Annotated in this window: 22 protein-coding genes; 11 read left to right on the top strand and 11 right to left on the bottom strand. The window is 62.7% G+C overall.

Going from position 1 to position 24,302, the window contains the following annotated elements:
• Window positions 1-95: 95 nt before the first annotated feature.
• Window positions 96-305 (top strand): cold-shock protein, encoded by a 210-nt coding sequence (locus JNA92_RS09265; protein WP_012315914.1) that lies wholly within the window; start codon window positions 96-98, stop codon window positions 303-305.
• Between the two features lie 92 nt (window positions 306-397).
• Here the strand turns inward: JNA92_RS09265 and JNA92_RS09270 are convergent, their stop codons facing one another.
• From JNA92_RS09270 to JNA92_RS09285, 4 genes are all read right to left on the bottom strand, one after another.
• Window positions 398-775, bottom strand: coding sequence for a hypothetical protein (locus tag JNA92_RS09270; protein WP_241804399.1), 378 nt, complete (start codon window positions 773-775; stop codon window positions 398-400).
• 17 nt (window positions 776-792) lie between these two features.
• Window positions 793-1,605, bottom strand: coding sequence for a putative RNA methyltransferase (locus JNA92_RS09275; RefSeq protein WP_241804400.1), 813 nt, complete (start codon window positions 1,603-1,605; stop codon window positions 793-795).
• Window positions 1,605-2,756 (bottom strand): succinyl-diaminopimelate desuccinylase, encoded by a 1,152-nt coding sequence (gene dapE / locus JNA92_RS09280; protein WP_241804401.1) that lies wholly within the window; start codon window positions 2,754-2,756, stop codon window positions 1,605-1,607. The genes JNA92_RS09275 and dapE overlap by 1 nt, the downstream gene beginning before the upstream one ends.
• Before the next feature lie 105 nt (window positions 2,757-2,861).
• Entirely contained in the window at window positions 2,862-5,453 is a 2,592-nt protein-coding gene (locus tag JNA92_RS09285) for a glycosyltransferase (protein WP_241804402.1), read from the bottom strand.
• 132 nt (window positions 5,454-5,585) lie between these two features.
• On the opposite strand from JNA92_RS09285, the gene tcdA reads away from it, so the two are divergent.
• Complete coding sequence (gene tcdA / locus JNA92_RS09290; protein WP_241804403.1) at window positions 5,586-6,395, top strand: tRNA cyclic N6-threonylcarbamoyladenosine(37) synthase TcdA; 810 nt, start codon at window positions 5,586-5,588, stop codon at window positions 6,393-6,395.
• A gap of 20 nt (window positions 6,396-6,415) precedes the next feature.
• Here the strand turns inward: tcdA and JNA92_RS09295 are convergent, their stop codons facing one another.
• From JNA92_RS09295 to JNA92_RS09310, 4 genes are all read right to left on the bottom strand, one after another.
• Window positions 6,416-6,826 (bottom strand): SufE family protein, encoded by a 411-nt coding sequence (locus JNA92_RS09295; protein ID WP_241804404.1) that lies wholly within the window; start codon window positions 6,824-6,826, stop codon window positions 6,416-6,418.
• Window positions 6,823-8,028, bottom strand: a complete 1,206-nt coding sequence (locus tag JNA92_RS09300; RefSeq protein ID WP_241804405.1) for a cysteine desulfurase — start codon at window positions 8,026-8,028, stop codon at window positions 6,823-6,825. The genes JNA92_RS09295 and JNA92_RS09300 overlap by 4 nt, the downstream gene beginning before the upstream one ends.
• An 82-nt stretch (window positions 8,029-8,110) precedes the next feature.
• Complete coding sequence (dapD, locus tag JNA92_RS09305) at window positions 8,111-9,145, bottom strand: 2,3,4,5-tetrahydropyridine-2,6-dicarboxylate N-succinyltransferase (RefSeq protein WP_241804406.1); 1,035 nt, start codon at window positions 9,143-9,145, stop codon at window positions 8,111-8,113.
• A gap of 42 nt (window positions 9,146-9,187) precedes the next feature.
• A complete protein-coding gene (locus JNA92_RS09310) occupies window positions 9,188-9,535 on the bottom strand; it encodes an ArsC family reductase (RefSeq protein WP_241804440.1) in 348 nt (115 codons plus the stop codon).
• 435 nt (window positions 9,536-9,970) lie between these two features.
• Between JNA92_RS09310 and JNA92_RS09315 the strand changes: the two genes are divergently transcribed.
• Entirely contained in the window at window positions 9,971-11,617 is a 1,647-nt protein-coding gene (locus JNA92_RS09315) for a Na+/H+ antiporter (RefSeq protein WP_241804407.1), read from the top strand.
• Window positions 11,618-11,677: 60 nt separating this feature from the next.
• On the opposite strand, the gene dapC is transcribed toward JNA92_RS09315, so the two are convergent.
• Genes dapC through map form a run of 3 tightly spaced genes read right to left on the bottom strand, consistent with a single transcriptional unit; the run spans window position 11,678 to window position 16,426 of the window.
• On the bottom strand, window positions 11,678-12,874 hold the full coding sequence (gene dapC / locus JNA92_RS09320) for a succinyldiaminopimelate transaminase (protein WP_241804408.1): 1,197 nt from the start codon (window positions 12,872-12,874) through the stop codon (window positions 11,678-11,680).
• Window positions 12,875-12,904: 30 nt separating this feature from the next.
• The gene (locus tag JNA92_RS09325; RefSeq protein WP_241804409.1) at window positions 12,905-15,607 is read right to left on the bottom strand and encodes a [protein-PII] uridylyltransferase; all 2,703 of its coding nucleotides are present in this window, start codon (window positions 15,605-15,607) and stop codon (window positions 12,905-12,907) included.
• 36 nt (window positions 15,608-15,643) lie between these two features.
• Window positions 15,644-16,426 carry a type I methionyl aminopeptidase gene (gene map, locus JNA92_RS09330; RefSeq protein WP_241804410.1) on the bottom strand — a complete coding sequence of 261 codons (783 nt, stop codon included), beginning with the start codon at window positions 16,424-16,426 and terminating at the stop codon, window positions 15,644-15,646.
• A 397-nt stretch (window positions 16,427-16,823) separates the two neighbouring features.
• Between map and rpsB the strand changes: the two genes are divergently transcribed.
• The 8 genes from rpsB to rseP all read left to right on the top strand — a co-directional run bounded on the left by rpsB (window position 16,824) and on the right by rseP (window position 24,278).
• On the top strand, window positions 16,824-17,561 hold the full coding sequence (gene rpsB, locus JNA92_RS09335) for a 30S ribosomal protein S2 (RefSeq protein WP_012315900.1): 738 nt from the start codon (window positions 16,824-16,826) through the stop codon (window positions 17,559-17,561).
• A gap of 185 nt (window positions 17,562-17,746) precedes the next feature.
• Window positions 17,747-18,610: a translation elongation factor Ts gene (gene tsf / locus JNA92_RS09340; protein ID WP_008094914.1), complete on the top strand. Its 864-nt coding sequence runs from the start codon at window positions 17,747-17,749 to the stop codon at window positions 18,608-18,610.
• A 183-nt stretch (window positions 18,611-18,793) separates the two neighbouring features.
• Entirely contained in the window at window positions 18,794-19,537 is a 744-nt protein-coding gene (gene pyrH / locus JNA92_RS09345) for a UMP kinase (protein ID WP_008094912.1), read from the top strand.
• On the top strand, window positions 19,534-20,091 hold the full coding sequence (gene frr / locus JNA92_RS09350) for a ribosome recycling factor (protein ID WP_241804411.1): 558 nt from the start codon (window positions 19,534-19,536) through the stop codon (window positions 20,089-20,091). The genes pyrH and frr overlap by 4 nt, the downstream gene beginning before the upstream one ends.
• 15 nt (window positions 20,092-20,106) lie before the next feature.
• Entirely contained in the window at window positions 20,107-20,862 is a 756-nt protein-coding gene (gene uppS / locus JNA92_RS09355) for a polyprenyl diphosphate synthase (protein ID WP_241804412.1), read from the top strand.
• Window positions 20,862-21,677, top strand: a complete 816-nt coding sequence (locus JNA92_RS09360) for a phosphatidate cytidylyltransferase (RefSeq protein ID WP_241804413.1) — start codon at window positions 20,862-20,864, stop codon at window positions 21,675-21,677. Before uppS ends, JNA92_RS09360 begins: the two co-directional genes overlap by 1 nt.
• Window positions 21,662-22,864, top strand: coding sequence for a 1-deoxy-D-xylulose-5-phosphate reductoisomerase (gene ispC, locus JNA92_RS09365; RefSeq protein WP_277818082.1), 1,203 nt, complete (start codon window positions 21,662-21,664; stop codon window positions 22,862-22,864). The genes JNA92_RS09360 and ispC overlap by 16 nt, the downstream gene beginning before the upstream one ends.
• 61 nt (window positions 22,865-22,925) lie before the next feature.
• Window positions 22,926-24,278, top strand: a complete 1,353-nt coding sequence (rseP, locus tag JNA92_RS09370) for an RIP metalloprotease RseP (RefSeq protein WP_241804415.1) — start codon at window positions 22,926-22,928, stop codon at window positions 24,276-24,278.
• Window positions 24,279-24,302: the final 24 nt, after the last annotated feature.

Consider the following 24,302-nt stretch of genomic DNA (forward strand, 5'->3'; position numbering starts at 1 on the left):
CCACTTGCAGGATATTTCGGCAAGCGGCGTCGGCACGGGGAGGAAACCCTGTGTCTACAAGGCGATCTTCACAATAAAAATCCGGAGTAGTTCAGATGTCGTCTCGTGAGACTGGGAATGTAAAGTGGTTCAACGATGCCAAGGGCTTTGGCTTCATTCAGCGCGAAGGTGGTGCGGATGTATTCGTCCATTATCGGGCGATCCGCGGTGAGGGGCATCGTACCCTGGTCGAAGGGCAGCGGGTCGAGTACTCCTGCGTGCAGGGCCAGAAAGGCCTGCAAGCCGAGGACGTCGTAGGGCTCTGAGTCCTGCGCTTCGAGCCTCAAGCTTCAAGCTTCAAGCTGCAAGTTGACCGTGTAACTTGCAGCCTGATGCGAACCCTTTTGTAGCGTGCTGCTCACGAGGTACGCCAGGTGATCTCCTCTTCACCGTCGGCGCTGATGCGGATCCAGCGATCGGCATCTTCCTCGCCATCTTCCTCGACCCAGCCACCTGGCGCGCAGCGCACTTCCACGCCCAGTGCGGCGAATGCGGCGCGGGCGCAGGCGACGTCATCGTCCCATGGCGTCTGGTCGCTTTCCAGGTAAAGGCTGTTCCATTTCCCTACAGCCTTGGGTAACCAGGTGACCGGAATGTTACCGGCCTTGCATTTGAAGGTCTGGCCTTTCTGCTGCCATTCGCTGCAGGGGCCAATGGCTTCGCCGAGCCATTGGGCAATCTGCTTGTGGTCGACGTCAGCGTCCTTCAGGTAGATCTCGATATCAGGTTGGCGCATAAGGGCTCCAGGTGTGCTCAGTCTTGGCGCACGAAATAGTCATAACGCATCGAAACCGTGACGTCGAAGGGCTCGGGCTGGTCTATCACCCGCGCACGTTTCTCGGCACTGGCGCGCCAGCCGTGTGGGGTCATGGCCAGCAGGTCGGCACGGGCCTTGGGGGCCGCCAGGCTCAGCCGGAACTCAAGGGTTTCGCTGTGGGTATGGGCCATGCCCTGGGGGGCCAGGGCCAGGTGTTTGTCGTCGGCATAAGGGCGTACTTCATCGTAGAGCACTTCGCGCAATTCCATCAGGTGGCCGCTGGTCGGGCCCACCCGCATCAGGCCGCCACCCGGGCTCAGCAGGCGCTGGGCCTCGGCCCAGTCCAGCGGGCTGAACACGCTGGCGATGAACTGGCAACTGGCATCGGCCATGGGGACGCGGGCCATGCTGGCGACCATCCAGGTGACCGAAGGGTCGCGGCGGCAGGCACGTTTGACGGCCTCCCGCGAGATGTCCAGGGCGTAGCCGCCAGCCTGTGGCAGAGCCTGGGCGAGTTGCGCGGTGTAATAGCCTTCGCCGCAGCCGATGTCCAGCCAGACGCCGGGCTGGCGCTCGGCGGCCAGTTCAGCCAGGCGACGGGCCACGGGCGCGTAATGGCCAGCATCGAGGAAGTCCCGGCGCGCTTCGACCATGGCCTGATTGTCGCCAGGGTCACGGCTGTTCTTGTGCTGCACAGGCAGCAGGTTCAGGTAACCCTGGCGGGCACGGTCGAAGCGGTGGCCGGCCGGGCACACCACACCGTTGTCGAGCCGCGTCAGTGACGCCTGGCAAATAGGGCAGGCGAGCATCAGGCGAGCAACCGCACCAGGGTCTGGTAGTAGATCTCGGTCAGCAGGTCGAGGTCGCTGGCCAGGATGCGTTCGTCGACCTGGTGGATGGTTGCATTGACCGGGCCCAGTTCGACGACCTGGGTGCCCATGGTGGCGATGAACCGGCCATCGGACGTGCCCCCGCTGGTGGACGGCTGAGTATCACGGCCGGTGACCCCCTTGATGCTGGCCGAAACGGCATCGAGCAGTTCACCGGGCTCGGTGAGGAATGGCAGGCCCGAAAGCGCCCAGTCGATCGACCAGTCCAGTTCATGCTTGTCGAGGATTGCCGAGACTCGCGCCTGCAGGCCTTCGACCGTCGACTCGGTGGAGAAGCGGAAATTGAACAGCGCGGTCAGATCACCCGGCACCACATTGGTGGCGCCGGTACCGGAATTGAGGTTGGAGATCTGGAAACTGGTCGGTGGGAAGAACGCGTTGCCTTCATCCCAGTGTTCGGCGGCCAGCTCCGCCAGTGCTGGTGCGGCCAGGTGGATCGGGTTGCGTGCCAGGTGCGGGTAGGCCACATGGCCTTGTTTGCCGCGCACGGTCAGTTTGGCGCCAAGCGAGCCACGACGGCCGTTCTTGACCACGTCACCGAGCAGGCTGGTGCTCGACGGCTCGCCGACGATGCACCAGTCCAGGCGCTCGTTGCGCGCGATCAGGCGCTCGACCACAGCCTTGGTGCCATGGTGTGCCGGGCCCTCTTCATCGCTGGTGATCAGGAACGCGACCCTGCCGCGGTGGTTCGGGTAGTCCTGCACGAACCGCTCACTGGCGACCACCATGGAGGCCAGGCTGCCCTTCATGTCGGCAGCGCCACGCCCGCAGAGCATGCCATCGGCATCGATCAGTGCCTCGAACGGCTCATGCTGCCACTGCTGTACCGGGCCGGTAGGGACCACATCGGTGTGGCCGGCGAAGCACAGCACCGGCCCGTCCTGGTGACCATGGGTGGCCCAGAAGTTGTCGACGTCTTCGATGCGCATCGGTTCGAGCTGGAAGCCCACGGCGCCCAAGCGGTTCATCATCTGCGCCTGGCAATCGGCGTCGACAGGGGTGACCGAGGGACGACGGATCAGGTCGCAGGCCAGTTGGAGGGTGGGCGAGAGCTCGGCTGGGGCCGTCATGGGGAACTCCGGGGCAAGGCAAGGCGGAAAAACGAGGGGCGTTATCTTATATCAAACAAGGTTTGTCGGCACGGTGCTTTGGGCCGCTGCGCGGCCCCGCGATGCTCAAGCCTCTTGAGGCTCGGCCATTGTGTGCTCGGGCTTGGGCAGCGACGACAGCAGTGCCATTACCAGCGCCGCCAGGTAGGGCAGTGACTGCACCAGCAGCATCGCGACCCAGAAGCGCATGTCCGAGCTCGGCAACCCTTGCACCAGGTAGATCCCGGCTGCCGCTCCCCACAGCAGCAGCATGATGAACAGTTCTTCGCGCGCTTCGGAAATCGCGACCAGCAGCCCATGGCTGTCGGCATTCTTCGGCGTGCGGAAGAACGGCATGCTGCTGGTGAAGAACCCGTACAGCACCGCCTTGGCGATGGTGTGCGACAGTGCCAGCCCCGCCAGGGCCGCTGCGAATGCGTCCTTGAGGTTGACCCCGACCGCCCGGCGGTAAAGGAAGATGATTTTGGCGACCTTGAAGAAGAACAGCGCCAGTGGCGGGATGGCGAAGATCATCAGGGGGGGATCGACCCGGTGCGGCACGATGATCATCGCCGCCGACCAGAGCAGGGCACCGACCGTGAAGAAGATGTTCATGCCATCGGCGACCCAGGGTAGCCAGCCGGCCAGGAAATGATAGCGCTGGCCACGGGTCAGCTCGCTGCCCTTGCCGCGCAGCAGGGCGGCGGCGTGGTGCTTGATGATCTGGATGGCGCCATAGGCCCAGCGGAAACGCTGCTTCTTGAAGTCGATGAAGGTGTCGGGCATCAGGCCCTTGCCATAGCTGTTGTGGGCGTAGGCAGCCGACAGGCCTTTCTCGAACACCCGCAGGCCCAGTTCGGCGTCTTCGCAGATGCACCATTCGGCCCAGCCCAGTTCTTCCAGCACGGTGCGCCGGGTCATGGTCATGGTGCCGTGCTGAATGATCGCGTCACGGTCGTTACGGGTGACCATGCCAATGTGGAAGAAGCCTTTGTACTCGCTGTAGCAAAGCTTCTTGAAAGCGCTCTCATGCTGGTCGCGGTAGTCCTGGGGCGACTGCACTACGGCGATCTTCGGGTCGGCGAAATGCGGCACCATGTGCTTGAGCCAGTTGCGGTCCACGCAGTAGTCCGAGTCGATCACTGCGATCACTTCGGCATCCTTGGCGGTGTGCGGCAGCAGGTAGTTCAGCGCACCGCCCTTGAACCCGGCCAACGGCGCGACGTGGAAGAACTTGAAGCGCTCGCCGAGCTTTTCGCAATGGGCCTTGAGCGGCTCCCAAACGGCTGGATCCTTGGTGTTGTTATCGATCACCAGCACTTCGTAGTCCGGGTAATCCAGGGCGGCCAGGGCGTCGAGCGTCTGTTTGACCATCTCGGGCGGTTCGTTGTAGCACGGTACATGCACCGAGACCTTGGGCCGGTAGGCGCTGTCGCCCTGCACCGGCAGAAACTCCCGGCGACGTTTGTGAATCCACACCGCCTCGGCCAACTCGTGCGCCTCGGTCAATAGCACGATGAACACGCCGAGCGCGCCCAGCGCCAGCAGCACGCCGACAGTCAGGCTGAACCAGGTGCTGTATTGCTGGCTGTAGTCGTAACCGATCCACACCAGCACTGACCCACAGAGGAAGGTGATGAAGGTGAGGAACGTTCGCCCGCGTTGGCGCAAGGCCGAGCCGTCGATCAGCAATATGGTCAGGGCGATCATCGCCAACACCACCGAGGCGACCGCCAGCGCACGCCATTGCGGTATCGCCACCACCGGCCCTTCAAAATTGAATTTTTGCTGGCGTTGGGCATTGAATACGCCCCAGTAGGCGCCCACCGAGCCCTCGTCACTGGCTTTCCAGGGTTGGTCGTAGGCTTCGATGACGAAATAGTTGTAGCCGCGGCGGTTGAGGGTGTTGACCAGCGTGCGCAGGTAGATGGCCTGGTCGGCCTGGGTAGCGTCGGCGCCGCCGCGCATGCGGCCGTTGCTCGGCCAGCCGACTTCCGAGAGCAGCAATGGCTTGCGCGGGAATTGTTGTTTCAGCTCACGGGCCCGATCCAGGACGAACTCCACGGAATCCTTCATGGGCACGAACTCCCAGTAGGGCAGGATGTGCGCGGCGATCAGGTCGACATGCTTGGCCAGTTCCGGGTGTTCCTTCCAGATGTGCCACTGTTCACTGGTGGTGACCGGCACCTTGACTGCGGCTCGCACCCGGTCGAGGTACTGGATCAAGGCTTCGGGCGTGACTTCTTCGCGAAACAGCGCTTCGTTGCCGACCACCACGCGAACCACACTGCGCGAGGTGTTGGCCAGTTCGATGGCGGTGGCGATCTCTCGCTCGTTGCGCTCCAGGTCCGGGCTGATCCAGATGCCCAGGGTGACGCGCAGCCCAAGCTCTTCAGCCAGGCGCGGGATATCGGCCTGGGTGCCTTCGACGGTATAGATACGGATGCTGTCGGTCAGCTTGCTCATCTGCTCCAGGTCTTGGCGCAGCTCGGCGTCGCTTGGGTATTGGCCTTTTTGCGGGCTTTCCCCCAGGCGAAATGGCGAGTACGAGAAACCTGATATCTGCTCAGGCCAGGCCGGCGCAGAAACCGGCCGATTGACCAGCGCCCAGAACCCGGTGAACAGTGCGGCGATGGCCAGGACAATCACCAGGTTCAAGCCGAATTTGCGAGATGACATTGTCGTCCATATCTGTCGAGGTAGTAGGACATTAAAGCAGGATCAGTAGGTGTTTTCCTAACGATAGAGGTCATCGGCGCTGCTGGCCTATAATGCGCGCCGTTTTGGCGGTATGAGCTTCGGGGTACGAACATGAGCACAGAAGATCCACGCTTTGCCGGCGTTGGCCGGCTGTACGGCGACGAAGGGCTGCAACGCCTGAACCAGGCCCACGTGGCGGTCGTCGGTATCGGCGGGGTGGGCTCCTGGGTGGCCGAGGCGCTGGCGCGCAGTGGCGTGGGTGAGATCACCTTGTTCGATCTGGATGATGTCTGTGTCAGCAACACCAACCGCCAGGCCCATGCCCTGGAAGGGCAGGTGGGGCGCCCCAAGGTCGAGGTGATGGCCGAGCGTCTGCGTGCGATCAACCCGGCCTGCACAGTGCATGCGGTGGCTGACTTCGTCACCCGCGACACCATGGCTGAGTACATCACCGAGCAGCTCGATTGCGTCGTCGACTGCATTGACAGCGTGATGGCCAAGGCGGCGCTCATTGCCTGGTGCCGGCGGCGCAAGATCGCGATCGTCACCACCGGTGGCGCAGGTGGGCAGATCGACCCCACACAGATTCAGATCGGCGACCTCAACAAGACCTTCAACGACCCGCTGGCATCGCGGGTACGTTCGACCCTGCGGCGTGACTACAACTTTTCGCGCAACGTCAGCCGCAATTACGGGGTGCCGTGTGTGTTCTCCAGCGAACAGCTGCGCTACCCCAAGGGCGATGGCAGCGTGTGCCTGCAGAAGAGTTTCGTGGGGGAGGGTGTGCGCCTTGACTGCGCCGGGGGCTTTGGCGCGGTGATGATGGTGACGGCGACCTTTGGCATGGTGGCGGCGAGCAAGGCCGTGGAAAAGCTGGTGGCTGGCGCCCGGCGCCCGTCAGAGCGGGTCAAGGCCGAGTGAGGCGCACGGCCGAGCTGGGTTCAGTGGTCTGAAACCAGCTCGGCCATGCGCAGCAACACTGCATGCAGGCCATTGCTGCGCGATGGCGACAACTGCCGCTCCAACCCCAATTGGGTAAACCATGCGCGCAGGTCAAGCGCTGCCAGTTCGCGGCTGTCCAGGCCTTGCACCCGCACCAGCAGCACTGCCAGCAGGCCACGCAACAGTCGCGCATCACTGCTCGCCTTGAACTGCCACTGGCCGTCGTGCTGTTCAGCTACCAGCCATACCAGGCTTTCACAGCCGTGCACGCGGTTGTCCTCGCCTTTTTGCGTATCGCTCAGCGGTTCCAGTTGCTCACCCATCTGCATCAGAAGCCGGGCACGCTGCTCCCAGCCGCGGGCCTGCTCGAAACGCTCCAATACTGCCTGGGCGCGTACTGGCAGGCTCATCGCAACAGCTCCAGGCCTTGATCGAGGGCATCGAAGAAACGTTGCAGGTCATCGCTGTCGTTGTACATGCCCAGCGATACCCGAATCGCGCCTTCGAGCCCCAGCCCCTTGAGCAGTGGCATGGCGCAGTGATGGCCGGCACGTACGGCAATGCCTTGCTCTGTCAGCAGGTGGGCGATGTCGGCATTGTGCACGCCTTCGATGACAAAGCTGGCCAAGGCAGCCTGTGGCGCGCCCAGCACCCGCACCCCATCACGGTCGGCCAGCCCGCGCAGCAGGTGATGATGAAGGTGGGTCTCGTGGTTCTCGACGGCCTGGCCATCGAGGCTGGCCAGGTAATCGAGCGTCGCCCCCAGGCCGATCACCCCGGCGATCGGCGGGGTGCCAGCCTCGAAGCCCAGCGGTGCGGGGCGGAAGCTGGCACTCTGGTAGTCAGCCAGCTGTACCATTTCACCGCCGAACTGCCAGTGGCGCAGCAGTTCCAACGCCTGCGCACGGCCATAAAGTACGCCGACCCCTTCCGGGCCATACAGTTTGTGGCTGGAGAATACGTAGAAATCACAGCCCAGTTGCTGAACATCGTGGCGGCCATGCACCACACCCTGGGCGCCATCGACCACCGTCAGCGCCCCTTGGGCCCGTGCATGGGCGAGTAACGCTGGCAGCGGCTGCCAAGTGCCGAGCACGTTGGACAACTGGCTGACCGCAAGCACGCGGGTACGCGGGCCAATCAACTGCAGCGCCTGCTCAAGGTCGATGCGGCCATGCTCATCCAGTGGCAGCACCACCAGGCGCAGGTTGCGCCGCCGCGCCAGTTGCTGCCAGGGCAGCAGGTTGGCATGGTGCTCCAGCGCGCTCACCGCGATTTCGTCGCCTGCCTCGAAACGGTGTTCCAGGCCATAGGCCAACAGGTTCAGGGCCGACGTGGCGCCGTGGGTGAAGATGACCTGCCGCGATTGCGCAGCGTTGAGCCAGGCGGCGACCTTGTCGCGGCTGGTTTCGAACGCCTGGGTCGCCAGTGCGCCCGGCAGGTGCTGGGCACGGTGCACATTGGCTGCGCCGTGGCCGTAATAGTGGCTCAGGGCATCGAGCAGGGCCTGGGGCTTCTGGGTGGTGGCAGCGCTGTCCAGGTAGGTCTGGTGCTGGCGTTGCAGGGCGTCGATGGCGGGGAAATCGGCACGCCAGGGGGAGGGCTGGAACATGATCACGGGGCCTGGAATGAAAATCGGGTCTGGCGTGAGTGCGCCAGACCCGATCTTAACACTTCGAACCCTTGGGGAGTTCTCAGTTGTGGGCGTGCAGCGCCTCGTTCAGCTCGATCGCCGATTTGTGCGTCTTGCACTCGACGGCGCCGTTGAGCGAGTTGCGGCGGAACAGCAGGTCGGTCTGGCCAGCCAGGTCGCGCGCCTTGACCACTTTGACCAGCTCATTGTTTTCGTCGAGCAGGTTTACCTTGGTGCCGGCTGTGATGTACAGGCCAGCTTCGACGGTGTTGCGGTCGCCCAGCGGGATGCCGATGCCGGCGTTGGCGCCGATCAGGCAACCTTCACCGACCTTGATGACGATATTGCCACCACCGGACAGGGTGCCCATGGTCGAGCAGCCGCCGCCCAGGTCCGAACCCTTGCCGACGAATACACCGGCCGATACACGGCCTTCGATCATGCCCGGGCCTTCGGTGCCGGCATTAAAGTTGACGAAGCCTTCGTGCATGATGGTGGTGCCTTCGCCGATGTAGGCGCCCAGGCGCACACGGGCGGTGTCGGCGATACGCACGCCGGCCGGGACCACGTAGTCGGTCATCTTCGGGAACTTGTCCACCGAGAACACTTCCAGCAGCTCGCCTTTGAGGCGCGCCTCCAGTTGCAGTTCGGCCAGCTCTGCCAGGTCGACGGCGCCCTGGTTGGTCCAGGCGACGTTCGGCAGCAGCGGGAAGATGCCTGCCAGGCTCACGCCGTGCGGCTTGACCAGGCGGTGCGACAGCAGGTGCAGCTTCAGGTAGGCCTCTGGGGTCGATGCCAGGGCAGCGTCTTCGGCCAGCAGGGTGGCGACCAGCGGCTTGTGGCTTTCGGCCAGGCGGGTCAGCAGGGCTGCCTGAGCGGCATCGATGCCTTTGACGGCTTCGGCCAGTTGCGCGGCCTGGGCATTGCTGAAGGTGATGGCGTGGTTGCCACCTTCATAGCCGAGGATCGGCGCAACAGCGGCGACCAGCTCGGCGCTCGGCTTGAGCAGCGGCTGTGCGTAGAAGACTTCCAGCCAGGTGCCCTGGCGGTTCTGGGAGCCGACACCGAAGGCCAGGCTGAACAGGGTAGTGGACATATGATTACCTCGTGCGAAATAGGGGGCGATGCGTAGATGGACTCAGGCCAGCGCAGCGGCGTACAGGTCAGGTTTGAAACCGACCAGGGTGCGCGCGCCAAGGTCGAGCACCGGCCGCTTGATCATCGACGGCTGGGCCAGCATCAGCTCGACGGCCTTGGCCTGGTCGAGGTCGGCCTTGCTGGTATCGTCGAGCTTGCGGAACGTGGTGCCGGCACGGTTGAGGATCACTTCCCAGCCGTGCTCGTCGCACCAGCGGTTCAGGCTGTCACGGTCGATGCCTTGAGTCTTGTAGTCATGGAATTCGTAGGCGATGGCTTGATCTTCGAGCCAGGTGCGCGCTTTTTTCATGGTATCGCAGGCTTTGATGCCGTAGAGCGTGTAGGTCATTGTGTGCATTGGGGTCACAGGCTGCCCCAATCTCTCCATTTCCGAATGTCAGTCACGCGATTATGCGGGAACGATCCTCGGTGCGCCACGCCCGAGGCGCCCTGACGGCGGGTCAGGATGTGTCTTGAGCGACCAAACGGTGAACCGGCTGGATGATTTCATTGCCCTATTGCTGCCTGGCTGTGCGCAGTGGGTAGGTGCTCTGCAAGTTCAGCCAGCACTCGGGGGTAGGCGTATGCAAGTGCAGGATTTCATTGCAACTGTGGATGCAAGCGTCAGCACCACCTCGTTAGGCGGGTATCATCATGTTACATATTCATGCACCGCCTGCGACTTTCGTGCAGCGGCCCAGGGTTGCCACACAGCGCTAACATGTTGTTTCCATGGCGGTCTTTCGCCTGGATTGATTTCGGTTCACAAAGGAAGCTTTAACGGATGCAGTCCGCCTATACCGTCCTCATCCTGCTGACGCTGGTAAGCGTGTCGAAACTGGTCGGGCGGGTGATCCCGTTGCCGCTGCCGCTGGTGCAGATCGCTGCCGGTGCGCTGTTGGCCTGGCCGAGCCTGGGGCTGCATGTGGCCCTGGACCCTGAACTGTTCCTTTTCCTGTTCCTGCCGCCGTTGCTGTTTGCCGACGGCTGGCGCATCCCCAAACGCGAACTGTGGCGCATCCGCGGGCCGGTGGTGGCGCTGGCTGTAGGGCTGGTGCTGTTCACTGTGGTCGGTGCCGGCTACTTCATCCATTGGCTGCTGCCCAGCATCCCGCTGGCGGTCGCCTTTGCCCTGGCGGCCGTATTGTCGCCGACCGACGCCGTGGCCGTCTCGGCCATCACCCAGGACCGCCTCCCCACTCCCCTGATGCACATGCTTCAGGGGGAGGCGCTGATGAATGACGCCTCTGGCCTGGTGACCTTCAAGTTCGCGCTGGCAGCGGCGATCACCGGCGTATTTTCACTGGCCGATGCCAGTTTCAGTTTTGTCTTGGTCGCCATCGGCGGGCTGGCGGTGGGTGTGGCCCTGAGCTGGCTGATTGGCAGGCTGCGCGCCTGGATGATCGCCCGTGGCTGGGATGACCCGGCCACTCACGTGGTATTCATGCTGCTGCTGCCGTTTGCCGCCTATGTATTGGCCGAGCGCCTTGGGGTATCGGGCATCCTCTCGGCGGTCGCCGCCGGCATGATGCAGAGCTGGCTCGATCTGCTGCCGCGCCAGACCAGCACCCGCCTGCTCAACCGTAGTGTCTGGTCGCTGCTGGAATTCGCCTTCAATGGCCTGATCTTCCTCCTCTTGGGCCTGCAATTGCCGGACATCATCAAGGCAGTGGTCAGCCATGAGCCTACCCTCTGGCCGACACTGGCCTGGCGTTGCCTGGATGTGCTGGCGATCTTCGCGGCGCTGATCCTGCTGCGTTTCATCTGGGTGCAAAGCATCTGGCGGGCGGTTGGGGTCGTGCGTCGCTGGCGGGGCAAACCGGCACTGGTACTGATGCCCACCGCGCACTCATGCTGGCTGCTGACCCTAGGTGGGGTGCGCGGGGCCGTGACGCTGGCGGGTGTGATGTCGATACCGCTGCTGATCGGGCCTGGCCAGGATTTCCCAGAGCGCGACCTGCTGATTTTCATCGCGGCTGGCGTCATCTTGCTTTCGCTGGTCAGCGCCTGCGTGGCGCTGCCGTTTCTCTTGAAAGGCGTCACCCGCAGCCCGGACGAGCGGCTGCATCAGGAGGTGCAGGAAGCCTGGCGGCGCACGGCCGAGGCTGCCATTCATGCCCTGGAGGCCGAGGAAGTGATAGATGCCAGCGCGCCTCAGGATGCGGCGCAGGCGACCCTGGCCACGGAGCTCAAGGCACGGTTGATGGCCGAGTACCGCGATGAACTGGACAGTTACAACGACACGGCCGAGGCGAGGGCCTTGGCAGAGCAGATGGACTTGCTGGAGCGCCGCCTGCGCCTGCGGGCGCTCAGGGCGCAGCGCCTGGAGTTGTATAACCTGCATCGCCAGCACCTGGTAGGCGACGAGGTGGTACGGCAGGTGTTGGGTGAGCTGGACTTGAGCGAGGCGAACCTGGGGGCAGTCAAATAGACCGCTGTAGCTCAAGCGCCGGTAAGCCGGCGTTCGAGCTACAGTGCGGTACTCATTCGATCAACGGTTTTGCACGAACGCACGAATCCGCTCAGCCGCTTCGATGCACTCGGCCAACGGTGCGACCAGTGCCATGCGTACCCGCCCGGCCCCGGGATTGACGCCGTCCACTTCGCGCGACAGGTACGAACCAGGCACCACCGTCACATGCTGGGCTTCGAACAGGTCGCGGGTGAAGTCAGCATCGCACCCCGGCACCTTGGCCCACAGGTAGAAGCTGCCATCGGGCCGCTGTACGTCCAGCACGGGCTGCAGGATATCCAGCACGGCATCGTATTTGGCGCGGTACTGGTCGCGATTCTCGCGCACATGCGCTTCATCCTGCCAGGCGGCGATGCTGGCCAGTTGGGTCTGCACGGGCATGGCGCAGCCATGGTAGGTGCGGTAGAGCAGGAACGGCTTGATGATTTCCGCATCGCCGGCAACGAAGCCCGAACGCAGGCCCGGCAGGTTGGAGCGTTTGGACAGGCTGTGGAATACCACGCAACGCTTGAAATCACTGCGGCCCAGTTCGGCGCAGGCACTGAGAAGGCCCGGTGGTGGGGCGTCTTCGTCAAAGTAGAGCTCGCTGTAGCACTCGTCGGCGGCGATGACGAAATCATGCTCGTCGGCCAGTGCAATCAGCTTCTTCAGGGTGTCCATCGGTACCAGTGCGCCGGTGGGGTTTCCCGGTGAGCACAGGAACAGGATCTGGCAGCGCTTCCAGACCTCGGCGGGCACGGCATCGAAGTCCGGGTTGAAACCGTTGTTTTCCAGGCACGGCAGGTAATGCGGCGTGGCGCCGGCGAGCAGGGCCGCGCCTTCGTAGATCTGGTAGAACGGGTTGGGGCTGACCACCAGGCCATCATCGGCGCGGTTGACCACCGCCTGGGTGAAGGCGAACAGCGCTTCACGGGTGCCGTTGACCGGCAGCACATGGCGGTCTGCGTCCAGCCAGCCGGCCGGTACGCCGAAGCGGCGCTCGCACCACTGGGCAATGGCCTGGCGCAGCGCTGGCAGGCCGATGGTGCTGGGGTAGACCGCCAGCTTGTCGAGGTTGTCGGCCATGGCCTGGGCTACGAATGCCGGCGATTCGTGCTTCGGCTCACCGATCGACAGGGCGATGGCGCGCTTGTCCACCGCAGGCTTCACGCTGCCCAGCAGGGCGCGGAGTTTCTCGAACGGGTAGGGCTGAAGCTGGGTCAAGGCATGGTTCATCGGCGCAAGGTCTCGTCAATCGTCTAATCGTTAAAAGGTCACGCGGGCCGGGCTGGCATCGCTGGCCTGGCCGGCCTGCAGCTGTTGCACGATCGCTTCCTGCAGGCGGCTGCACAACTGCGGGTCGGACAGCGGTTGGTTGTCGGCGTCGGTAATGAAGAATACGTCTTCCACGCGTTCGCCGAGGGTGGCGATCTTGGCGTTCTGCAGTGACAGGTCGAACTCCAGGAAGATCCGCCCGATCCGCGCCAGCAGCCCGGGGCGGTCCGGCGCGGTGATCTCGAGGATGGTCACCGCCCGCTGGGCATCGTTGAGGATGGTCACCTGCGGTGGGAAGTTGAAATGCTTGAGCTGGCGGGGTACCCGACGCTGGATGATGGTCGGGTAGTCCTCGGGGTTGCGCAGCGCCTCGGTCAGGCCGTCGCGGATCTGCTTGACCCGTTGCGGGTTGTCACCGATGGAGCCGCCGTCATTGTCGAGCACGATGTAGGTGTCGAGCGTGAACTGGCTGCTCGAGGTGATGATGCGCGCGTCATGGATGTTCAGGTTGAGCTGCGACATGGCCGCTACGGTCACGGCAAAAAAGTCGTGCTGGTCGGGGGCATAGATGAAAATCTGCGTACCGCCCTCGAACTCACGCTGGGTGGTTTCCTTGATCAGTACCAGCGGCCCGCCGTCGGCAGGCTGCTGCAGGATCGCATCACTGTGCCAGGCCACATCAGCGGCGTTGTGCTTGAGGAAATAATCGTCGCCCAGTTGCGACCAGAGTTGCTCGACGTCGTCCGGGTCGGTGCCCTCTCTGACGAGGATGTCCAGCGCAGCGCTCTGTGTCTGGCGGATCTGCTCCTCGCGGTCCAGCGGGTTTTCCAGGCCGCGACGCAGGGCCCGTTTGGTCTCGCTGTACAGCTGGCGCAGCAGGCTGGCGCGCCAGGAGTTCCACAGGCTGGGGTTGGTGGCATTGATGTCGGCCACGGTCAGCACATACAGGTAGTCCAGGCGCGTCTCGTCGCCGACATGCAGGGCGAAGTCGTTGATCACCTGCGGGTCGGACAGGTCCTTGCGTTGCGCGGTGGTGGACATCACCAGGTGGTTCTGCACCAGCCAGACGATCAGCCGGCTGTCCCAGGCGGGCAACTGATGGCGCTCGCAAAACTTCTTCGCATCCACCGCGCCCAGCTCGGAGTGGTCGCCCTGGCGCCCTTTGCCGATGTCGTGGTACAGCCCGGCCAGGTAGATGAGCTCAGGTTTGGGCAGGCGGCCCATGAGCTTGCTGGCCAGCGGGAATTTTTCGGACACCGGCGTGTACTGCAGCTTGCGCAGGTGCTTGATGAGGTTGAGGGTGTGCGCGTCGACCGTATAGATGTGGAACAGGTCGTGCTGCATCTGCCCGACGATCAGGCCGAACTCTGGCAGGTAGCGGCCGAGGATGCCGTAGCGGTTCATCCGCCGCAGGTTGCGATGGATGCCGATTTCGCACTTGAACAGCTCGATGAACAGGCTGGTGTTGCGGATATCGTTGCGGAAGGTGTCGTCGATCAGGTGGCGGTGCTCACGCAGCAGGCGCACGGTGTCAGCGCGCACACCCTTGATTTCCGGGTGCTGCGCCATCAGCACGAAGATTTCCATCATGGCGAACGGCGTGCGCTTGAACACGTTGGCGCTGACCGCTTCGATATAGCCGTCGTGCAGGCGGAAGCGTGTGTTGAGCGGCTGGGTGGTGCCACTGTCATCGTCGGCGAGGATGACTTCCTCGAAGTGCTGGATGATCAGGTCGCACAACTGGCTGATGCTCATCACCACCCGGTAGTACTGCTGCATGAACTGTTCGATGGCGCGCTTGGGGTTTTCGTCGCTGTAACCCAGCAGTGCGGCGATGCTGCGCTGGTGGTCGAACAGCAGGCGGTCTTCGGCGCGGCCGGCGAGCATGTGCAGGGCGTAGCGCACCTTCCACAAAAAGTCCTGGGAGGAAGCCAGCAGTTCGTTTTCGCTTTCCAGCAGGAAGCCTTCGCCTGCGAGGGCGTGCAGGTTCAGGGTGCCGTACTGGCGACGGGCTACCCAAAGGACTGTCTGGATGTCGCGAAGGCCACCGGGCGAGCCTTTTACATTGGGCTCGAGGTTGTACTCGGTGTCGTTGTACTTGTGGTGGCGGGCCTTGAGCTCTGCGCGCTTGGCCAGGAAGAACTCCTTGCTCGGCCACATGTGCGCGGTGCTGGTGACCTCGAGCATGCGCTGACGCAGGGCTTCGGGGCCGGCGATGGTACGGCTTTCCATCATGTTGGTGATGACCGTCAGGTCGGCACGGGCCTGTTCGGCACACTCGTCGATGGTGCGCACGCTTTGGCCCACTTCCAGGCCGATGTCCCACAGCAGCGTAAGGAAGCGTTCGATGGCATCGCGGTACTGCTCGTGTTCGACGTCGCGCAGCAGGATCAGCAGGTCGATGTCCGAGTGCGGGTGCAGTTCACCGCGCCCGTAGCCCCCGACCGCCACCAGCGCGATGCCGTCAGCGTCGCCCCAGTCGAACTGCTTCCAGGCTTGTTGCAGGATGTTGTCGACGAGCCAGGCACGGTCCTCGATCAGCTGACGGATTTCACGGCCGTCACGGAAACGCTTGTCGAGCACCTCGCCGGCCTGGCGGATGGCCTTCTTGAAAGCGGCGATGGGGCTCGCCTTGAGGGCCAGTTCCGCCTGGAACTGGCCGCGGTCGAACAGCTCGGGATCCACCTGGGGCATGCATCGCGTTCCTGTCGTAGGGGCTTTGGCGTGAATTCAGGCCGAAGTGCGCGGGATGGTGTCGTCCTTGCGCAGGGTGAAGATCTCGTAGCCGGTGGCAGTCACCACCAGGGTGTGTTCCCACTGCGCCGAGAGCTTGCGGTCCTTGGTGATGGCAGTCCAGCCGTCGCCCAGTACCTTGGTGTCGGCCTTGCCCTGGTTGATCATCGGTTCGATGGTGAAGGTCATGCCCTCTTTGAGCTCCATGCCGGTGCCGGCACGGCCGTAGTGGAGGATCTGCGGCTCTTCGTGGAACACCTTGCCGATGCCGTGGCCGCAGAATTCACGCACCACCGAAAAACCGTTCTTTTCGGCGTGCTTCTGGATCACTTCACCGATATCGCCCAGGCGGCAGCCTGGCTTGACCAGTTCGATGGCCTTGTACATGCATTCCTGGGTGACCTTGGACAGGCGTTCGGCCCAGACCGGCACGGTGCCGACGTGGAACATGCGGCTGGTGTCGCCGTGGTAGCCATCCTTGATCACGGTGACATCGATGTTCAGCGTGTCGCCGTCCTTGAGTGGCTTGTCGTTGGGGATGCCGTGGCAGACCACGTGGTTGATCGAGGTGCAGATCGACTTCGGGTAGCCCTTGTAGTTGAGCGGTGCCGGAATGGCCTGCTGGACGTTGACGATATAGTCGTGGCACAGGCGGTCGAGCTCTTCGGTGGTAACACCGGGCTTGACGTGTTTTTCGATCATTTCCAGCACTTCGGCGGCCAGGCGGCCGGCGATGCGCATCTTCTCGATGTCTTCTGCGGTCTTGATGGTAACGGTCATTACAGGCTCTCTACGGCGCCGCAGGTGGCGCGAACAAACGGAAAAGGCCCTCATTCTATCAGAGGGCGGCTGTGAACCCAGCATCAAGCTTCGAGCTTCAAGCTGCAAGCCTCAAGCTGCAAGCTGCAAGCTGAGCGGCGTGGCTTGGGGGGGGGGCTGCGGTCGGCTTTCTCTTGCAGCTTGAAGCTTGCGGCTTGAAGCTTAAAGCTGCGGGTTCCGTTCGTTGGCGGTCTGTGGTATAACATGCGCCGCTTTCGGGGACGACCCCGTCAGCTCAAACCCACACACGTGTCGACACGATGACCTGGGTGCCCCGCATTCTCGAACTTCTCGTTCAGCTGCGTGGGTTGGTCATTGGGATACGTGGAGGCCCAACCCGACTTATCAAGGAACTATCATGTCCCAAGTCAACATGCGCGATATGCTGAAGGCCGGTGTGCACTTCGGCCACCAGACCCGTTACTGGAACCCGAAAATGGGCAAGTACATTTTCGGCGCGCGTAACAAGATCCACATCATCAACCTGGAAAAAACCCTGCCAATGTTCAACGACGCTCTGTCGTTCGTAGAGCGCCTGGCCCAGGGCAAGAACAAGATCATGTTCGTCGGCACCAAGCGTTCCGCCGGCAAGATCGTCGCCGAGCAAGCTGCTCGTTGCGGTTCGCCATACGTTGACCACCGCTGGTTGGGCGGCATGCTGACCAACTACAAAACCATCCGCGCTTCGATCAAGCGTCTGCGCGACCTGGAAACCCAGGCCGAAGACGGCACCTTTGCCAAGCTGACCAAGAAAGAAGCCCTGATGCGTTCGCGCGATCTGGAAAAGCTGGACCGCAGCCTGGGTGGTATCAAGGACATGGGCGGCCTGCCTGATGCCCTGTTCGTGATCGACGTTGACCACGAGCGCATTGCTATCACCGAAGCCAACAAGCTGGGCATCCCGGTTATCGGCGTTGTCGATACCAACAGCAGCCCGGAAGGTGTTGACTACATCATCCCAGGTAACGATGACGCCATTCGCGCTATCGAGCTGTACATGACTTCGATGGCTGACGCCGTCATCCGCGGCCGCAACAACGTTGCTGGCGGCACCGAAGTCTACGCTGAAGAAGCGGCTGCACCTGCTGCCGAGTAATAGACGCTAGCGTCTGCTTGGCACGCAAAAAGGGGGCTTTGCCCCCTTTTTGCCACCTTGAAATCCTGCTGTCAGCAAGCGCCCCGCATTATGGGCCGGCTGAGGTTGAAACAGCGGATTTGCAGAATTGAACGCCCGTGATGAGCGGGTGGAATGGTTGAAAAACTTTCCAAGAGGATTTTGAAATGGCAGCAATTACTGCAGCGCTGGTCAAAGAACTGCGCGAGCGTACCGGCGAAGGCATGATGGATTGCAAAAAGGCCCTGGAAAAGGCCGGCGGCGACATCGAAAAAGCCATTGACGACATGCGTGCCTCGGGCGCCATCAAGGCCGCCAAAAAGGCTGGCAACGTCGCTGCTGAAGGCGCGATCGCCGTCAAGACCGACGGTAAATCCGCCGTCCTGCTGGAAGTCAACTCGCAGACCGACTTCCTGGCCCTGCAAGATGACTTCAAGAACTTCGTCGCTGAAAGCCTTGAAGAAGCTTTCGCCCAGAAGCTGACCGACGCCGCTCCGCTGATCGCCTCGCGCGAAGCCGCTCGTGAAGCCCTGGTCGCCAAGTGCGGCGAGAACGTCAACATCCGTCGCCTGGTGCGCGTTGAGGGTGACGTTGTCGGTGCTTACCTGCACGGTAACAAGATCGGGGCTGTTGTCGTCCTCAAAGGCGGCGACGTCGAGCTGGCCAAGAACATTGCCATGCACGTTGCAGCTTCGAACCCAGAGTTCCTGGATGCGTCGGAAATCTCCGCCGAGGCCATCGAGCGCGAGAAGAACGTCTTCCTGCAGCTGAACGCTGACAAGATCGCCGGCAAGCCGGAAAACATCGTTGAGAACATGATCAACGGCCGTATCACCAAGTTCAAGGCAGAAGCCTCGCTGAAAGAGCAAGCCTTCGTCATGAACCCGGAAGTCAAAGTCGGCGAGCTGGCCAAGAAGGCCGGTGCTGAAATCGTTTCCTTCACCTACTTCAAAGTAGGCGAAGGCATCGAGAAGCCGGTCGACGACTTCGCTGCTGAAGTTGCCGCTCAGGTAGCTGCCGCCAAGCAGTAAGACAGGCTCGTCTGTCGCCCCAAAGAGGCTGCCCGCTCACGCGCGCAGCCTCTTTGTCAAAGCGGGAGCGGTTTTCAAGGCCGTTGCTCGCTGACGCAGTCGCTGCGTCACGTTAGAGTTACAGGCAGGCTCAAGCGCAAGCAGTCCGCCAGAATTTTACAAACGCCGCAGGAGAGATTCGCAATGGCTCAGCAGGGCAGTGGTTATCAGGCTCGCTATAAACGCATTCTACTCAAACTTAGCGGCGAGGCCCTGATGGGCTCGGAAGAGTTCGGGATCGACCCCAAGGTCCTGGATCGCATGGCCCTGGAAGTCGGCCAGTTGGTCGGCATCGGTGTCCAGGTCGGCCTGGTGATCGGCGGTGGCAACCTGTTCCGTGGTGCGGCGCTCAGTGCAGCCGGCATGGACCGTGTTACCGGTGACCACATGGGTATGCTGGCGACGGTAATGAACGGCCTGGCCATGCGCGACGCGCTGGAGCGGGCGAACATTACCGCTATCGTCATGTCGGCCATTTCCATGGTGGGTGTGACCGATCACTATGACCGCCGCAAAGCCATGCGCCACCTGAACGCCAAAGAAGTCGTAATCTTCGCTGCCGGTACTGGCAACCCGTTCTTCACCACCGACTCCGCCGCGTGCCTGCGTGCCATCGAAATCGATGCCGACGTGGTATTGAAGGCAACCAAGGTCGATGGTGTATACACTGCAGATCCATTCAAGGACCCGCATGCCGAGAAGTTCGATCATCTGACCTACGATGAAGTGCTGGATCGCAAGCTGGGTGTAATGGATCTCACGGCAATCTGCCTTTGCCGCGACCACAAGATGCCGCTGCGCGTCTTCAACATGAACAAACCCGGCGCCTTGCTGAACATCGTGCATGGCGGCGCGGAAGGAACTCTGATCGAGGAAGTTCAAAAATGATCAACGACATCAAGAAAGACGCTCAGGACCGCATGGGCAAGTCTATCGAGGCTTTGGGCCGCCACCTGGCGTCCATCCGCACCGGTCGCGCCCACCCAAGCATCCTGGACAGCGTCAAGGTCACGGCGTGGGGCAGCGAAATGCCGCTGAACCAGGTCGCTGCAATCACTGTTGAAGATGCGCGCACCCTGAAAATCGTCGCCCACGACAAAAACCTCAGCGCTGCCATCGAGAAGGCCATCCTGACTTCCGACCTTGGCCTGAACCCGTCCAGCGCCGGCACCACCATCCGTGTACCGATGCCGGCCCTGACCGAGGAAACCCGTAAGGGTTACACCAAGCAGGCCAGCGCCGTTGCCGAAGATGCCAAGGTTGCGGTGCGCAACGTGCGTCGTGATGCCCTGGCCGACCTGAAGAAGCTGACCAAGGACAAGGAAATCAGCGAAGACGAAGAGCGTCGTGCCGCTGACGAGATCCAGAAGCTGACCGACAAGTTCGTCGCCGAAATCGACGCTGCGTTCAAAGCCAAGGAAAAGGACCTGTTGGCCGTCTAAGGCCGAGGTTTTTTAATGGAAAAGACCAAGCTGGCGGCACCGTCTTCGGTGCCGCGACACGTCGCGATCATCATGGATGGCAATAATCGCTGGGCGAAGAAGCGCCTGTTGCCCGGCGTAGCCGGGCACAAGGCCGGCGTCGATGCCGTACGTGCGGTTATCGAGGTCTGCGCCAAGTCCGGTGTCGAGGTGCTGACGCTGTTCGCCTTCTCCAGTGAGAACTGGCAGCGCCCTGCCGAGGAAGTAGGGGCGTTGATGGAGCTGTTCTTCTCGGCGCTGCGCCGCGAGGCCAAACGCCTGAACGAGAACAATATCAGCCTGCGCATCATCGGCGACCGTTCGCGGTTCCATCCAGAGCTGCAGGCCGCCATGCGCGAGGCCGAGGCGCAGACCGCCGGCAATAACCGTTTCATCCTGCAGATCGCCGCCAACTACGGCGGGCAGTGGGATATCGCCCAGGCCGCCCAGCGGCTGGCGCGTGAGGTTCAGGCTGGCCATTTGCGTCCGGATGACATTACGCCCGGGCTTTTGCAAACCTGCCTAGCGACGGGCGACTTGCCGTTGCCGGACCTGTGCATCCGTACGGGTGGCGAGCACCGCATCAGCAACTTCCTGCTGTGGCAGTTGGCTTACGCCGAACTGTATTTCTCCGACCTGTACTGGCCGGACTTCAAACACGAGGCCATGCGCAATGCCCTGGCCGATTTCGCTTCGCGCCAGCGCCGCTTCGGTAAGACCAGCGAGCAGGTCGAGGCTGGAGCTCGTGCTTAATGCTTAAACAACGCATCATTACCGCGCTGATCCTGCTGCCGGTCGCGCTGGGTGGTTTCTTCCTGCTCAACGGCGGGGATTTCGCTCTGTTCATCGGCTTCGTGGTGACCCTGGCGGCCTGGGAATGGGCGCGCCTGGCCGGGTTGATGGCCCAGCCGCTACGCATTGCCTATGCCGCTGTCGTCGCTGGTGCGCTGATGCTGCTCTACCTGATGCCTGACCTGGCGCCCTGGGTGCTGGGTGCGTCGGTCATCTGGTGGGGCATGGCCACCTGGTTGGTACTGACCTATCCGCGAAGCAGTGAGCTGTGGGTCAGTGCTGCCTGTCGTCTGCTGATCGGTCTGCTGATCCTGCTACCTGCCTGGCAAGGGCTGGTGTTGCTCAAGCATTGGCCGCTGGGTAACTGGCTTATTCTCTCGGTCATGGTGCTGGTGTGGGCGGCCGATATCGGCGCTTACTTCTCGGGCCGTGCTTTCGGCAAGCGCAAGCTGGCCGCGCAAGTCAGCCCGGGCAAAAGCTGGGAAGGCGTCTATGGCGGCCTGGCGGTCAGCCTGGTGATTACGCTAGCGGTCGGCCTAACTCGCGATTGGGGTGTCGGCCAGATTCTGCTGGGGCTCCTGGGGGCTGCGCTGGTGGTCATGGCATCGGTGATTGGTGACCTGACCGAGAGCATGTTCAAGCGCCGCGCGGGTATCAAGGACAGCAGCAACCTGCTGCCCGGCCATGGCGGGGTGCTTGACCGCATCGACAGCCTGACTGCAGCCATCCCGTTGTTCGCAGTGTTGCTGTGGGCTGCCGAATGGGGTGTGATGTGACAGCGCTACAGCGTATTACCGTGCTGGGCGCCACCGGCTCCATCGGCCTCAGTACCCTGGATGTGATCGCCCGCCATCCCGAGCGCTACCAGGTATTTGCATTGAGCGGCTATTCGCGCATCGATCAACTGCTGGCCCTGTGCGTGCGGCATCGCCCGGCCTATGCCGTGGTGCCGAACGGCGAAGCCGCTGTGCGCTTGCGCGAAGGCCTGGCAGCTGCGGGCTGCGCCACCGAGGTGCTGGAAGGGGAGGCGGGCCTGTGCGAGGTCGCTGCCGCCCCCGAAGTGGATGCGGTGATGGCCGCCATCGTCGGCGCTGCGGGCCTGCGCCCGACGCTGGCCGCGGTCGAGGCGGGCAAGAAGGTGCTGTTGGCCAACAAAGAGGCGCTGGTGATGTCCGGCGCGCTGTTCATGGAAGCTGTGCGGCGCAGTGGTGCAGTGCTGCTGCCGATCGACAGCGAGCACAATGCCATCTTCCAGTGCCTGCCGGGTGACTATGACCGGGGTCTGAGCCAGGTGGGGGTGCGCCGAATCCTACTGACTGCCTCGGGCGGGCCGTTTCGCCAGACCCCTCTGGCCGACCTGGCCGATGTCACGCCAGAGCAGGCGTGTGCCCACCCGAACTGGTCCATGGGGCGCAAGATTTCCGTGGACTCGGCGAGCATGATGAACAAGGGCCTGGAGCTTATCGAGGCCTGCTGGTTGTTCGATGCGGCGCCAAGCAAGGTCGAAGTGGTGGTGCACCCGCAGAGCGTGATCCATTCCCTGGTGGACTACGTAGACGGTTCGGTGCTGGCCCAGCTGGGTAACCCGGACATGCGCACGCCCATTGCCAATGCCCTGGCCTGGCCAGAGCGCATCGATTCTGGTGTGGCCCCGCTGGACCTGTTCGCCATCGCTCGCCTTGATTTCCAGGCTCCCGACGAGCTGCGCTTTCCCTGCCTGCGCCTGGCACGGCAGGCTGCGGAGGCGGGCAATAGCGCGCCAGCGGTGCTCAATGCGGCCAACGAAGTTGCCGTGGATGCATTTCTTGAGCGGCGTATCCGCTTCCCGGAGATCGCGAGTATGATCGAACAGGTGCTGGCCCAGGAACCCGTGGTGCCTGTGCCTTCGCTGGAGGCGGTGTTTGCTGCCGATCAGCGCGCCCGAGAGTTGTCCCGCGAGTGGTTGAGGCGCCACGGCCGCTGATGCTGCCCGGCCCAGAGGATGTGCGAAAAGTCGTTCCGCTGAACGTCATTCGGAGAAAGACATGACTGCGCTGTACATGATTATCGGCACCCTGGTGGCCTTGGGTGTACTGGTCACTTTCCACGAATTCGGCCACTTCTGGGTGGCTCGGCGTTGCGGGGTCAAGGTGCTGCGCTTTTCCGTGGGCTTCGGCCCCGGGCTGTTGCGCTGGCATGACCGCCACGGTACCGAGTTCGTGGTGGCGGCCATTCCTTTGGGCGGTTACGTCAAGATGCTCGACGAGCGTGAAGGCGAAGTGCCGCCAGCGCTGGCCGACCAGTCCTTCAATCGCAAATCGGTTCGCCAGCGCATCGCCATCGTCGCCGCAGGCCCCATTGCCAACTTCCTGCTGGCCATCGTTTTCTTCTGGTTGCTGGCGATGCTCGGTACCCAGCAGATCCGCCCGGTCATCGGTGCGGTAGAGCCTGGTAGCCTGGCTGCATCGGCTGGCCTGGTTGCCGGCCAGGAAATTGTTTCCATCGATGGCAAGGCGACCAGTGGCTGGTCGGCCGTCAACCTGCAGCTGGTACGTCGCCTGGGCGAAAGCGGAACATTGCAGGTTGGCGTACGCGATGAGGGCGCCAGCGCCGAGCGTCAGTTGCAGGTCAAGCTCGATAGCTGGCTCAAGGGTGCAGACGAGCCTGACCCGATTCAGTCGCTCGGGCTGCGGCCTTGGCGGCCGGTCGTGGCGCCGGTGCTGGCCGAGATCGATCCAAAAGGTCCAGCGGCAGCTGCCGGCCTGAAACCCGGCGACAGGCTGCTGAGTCTCGATGGGGTGGCCTTGAGTGACTGGCAGCAGGTTGTCGATAGCGTACGCGCCCGCCCTGAAGCCAAGGTCGTGGTGCGTGTCGAGCGCGACGGTGCGGCGCTGGATGTGCCGGTAACCTTGGCTCGAAAAGGTGAGGGCGCTGCTGCCGCAGGGTACCTGGGCGCCGGGGTGAAAGGCGGCGAATGGCCAGCCGGCATGCTTCGTGAGGTCAGCTACGGTCCGCTGGACGCGGTAGGCGAGGGCCTTTCCCGGACGTGGAACATGAGCGTCCTGACCCTCGAATCCCTGAAGAAAATGCTGTTCGGTGAGCTCTCGGTAAAAAACTTGAGCGGACCGATAACCATTGCTAAAGTGGCGGGCGCTTCAGCCCAGTCCGGCGTGGGGGATTTCTTGAATTTCCTCGCCTACCTGAGCATTAGCCTGGGGGTTCTTAACCTGCTGCCCATTCCAGTGCTGGATGGGGGGCATTTGCTGTTTTACCTGGTCGAGTGGGCGCGCGGTCGTCCATTGTCGGATCGGGTTCAAGGTTGGGGGGTCCAGATCGGTATCAGTTTGGTCATAGGGGTGATGTTGCTCGCCCTGATCAACGATCTGGGTCGACTATAAAAGCTTCGCATTGCAAACCTGCCG

The sequence above is a fragment of the Pseudomonas putida genome (assembly GCF_022627325.1).
GTDB lineage: Bacteria > Pseudomonadota > Gammaproteobacteria > Pseudomonadales > Pseudomonadaceae > Aquipseudomonas > Aquipseudomonas putida_X.

Excerpts from the sequence above, each read along its gene's own strand:
- JNA92_RS09300 (WP_241804405.1), bottom strand. The coding sequence starts at position 8,028 with ATGTTCCAGCCCTCCCCCTGGCGTGCCGATTTCCCCGCCATCGACGCC.
- rpsB (WP_012315900.1), top strand. The coding sequence starts at position 16,824 with ATGTCCCAAGTCAACATGCGCGATATGCTGAAGGCCGGTGTGCACTTC.
- frr (WP_241804411.1), top strand. The coding sequence starts at position 19,534 with ATGATCAACGACATCAAGAAAGACGCTCAGGACCGCATGGGCAAGTCT.
- rseP (WP_241804415.1), top strand. The coding sequence starts at position 22,926 with ATGACTGCGCTGTACATGATTATCGGCACCCTGGTGGCCTTGGGTGTA.
- JNA92_RS09270 (WP_241804399.1), bottom strand. The coding sequence starts at position 775 with ATGCGCCAACCTGATATCGAGATCTACCTGAAGGACGCTGACGTCGAC.
- JNA92_RS09295 (WP_241804404.1), bottom strand. The coding sequence starts at position 6,826 with ATGAGCCTGCCAGTACGCGCCCAGGCAGTATTGGAGCGTTTCGAGCAG.
- dapE (WP_241804401.1), bottom strand. The coding sequence starts at position 2,756 with ATGACGGCCCCAGCCGAGCTCTCGCCCACCCTCCAACTGGCCTGCGAC.
- dapD (WP_241804406.1), bottom strand. The coding sequence starts at position 9,145 with ATGTCCACTACCCTGTTCAGCCTGGCCTTCGGTGTCGGCTCCCAGAAC.
- pyrH (WP_008094912.1), top strand. The coding sequence starts at position 18,794 with ATGGCTCAGCAGGGCAGTGGTTATCAGGCTCGCTATAAACGCATTCTA.
- tsf (WP_008094914.1), top strand. The coding sequence starts at position 17,747 with ATGGCAGCAATTACTGCAGCGCTGGTCAAAGAACTGCGCGAGCGTACC.
- JNA92_RS09315 (WP_241804407.1), top strand. The coding sequence starts at position 9,971 with ATGCAGTCCGCCTATACCGTCCTCATCCTGCTGACGCTGGTAAGCGTG.
- JNA92_RS09310 (WP_241804440.1), bottom strand. The coding sequence starts at position 9,535 with ATGACCTACACGCTCTACGGCATCAAAGCCTGCGATACCATGAAAAAA.
- map (WP_241804410.1), bottom strand. The coding sequence starts at position 16,426 with ATGACCGTTACCATCAAGACCGCAGAAGACATCGAGAAGATGCGCATC.
- JNA92_RS09360 (WP_241804413.1), top strand. The coding sequence starts at position 20,862 with ATGCTTAAACAACGCATCATTACCGCGCTGATCCTGCTGCCGGTCGCG.
- uppS (WP_241804412.1), top strand. The coding sequence starts at position 20,107 with ATGGAAAAGACCAAGCTGGCGGCACCGTCTTCGGTGCCGCGACACGTC.
- dapC (WP_241804408.1), bottom strand. The coding sequence starts at position 12,874 with ATGAACCATGCCTTGACCCAGCTTCAGCCCTACCCGTTCGAGAAACTC.
- JNA92_RS09325 (WP_241804409.1), bottom strand. The coding sequence starts at position 15,607 with ATGCCCCAGGTGGATCCCGAGCTGTTCGACCGCGGCCAGTTCCAGGCG.
- ispC (WP_277818082.1), top strand. The coding sequence starts at position 21,662 with ATGGGGTGTGATGTGACAGCGCTACAGCGTATTACCGTGCTGGGCGCC.
- JNA92_RS09275 (WP_241804400.1), bottom strand. The coding sequence starts at position 1,605 with ATGCTCGCCTGCCCTATTTGCCAGGCGTCACTGACGCGGCTCGACAAC.
- JNA92_RS09285 (WP_241804402.1), bottom strand. The coding sequence starts at position 5,453 with ATGTCATCTCGCAAATTCGGCTTGAACCTGGTGATTGTCCTGGCCATC.
- JNA92_RS09265 (WP_012315914.1), top strand. The coding sequence starts at position 96 with ATGTCGTCTCGTGAGACTGGGAATGTAAAGTGGTTCAACGATGCCAAG.
- tcdA (WP_241804403.1), top strand. The coding sequence starts at position 5,586 with ATGAGCACAGAAGATCCACGCTTTGCCGGCGTTGGCCGGCTGTACGGC.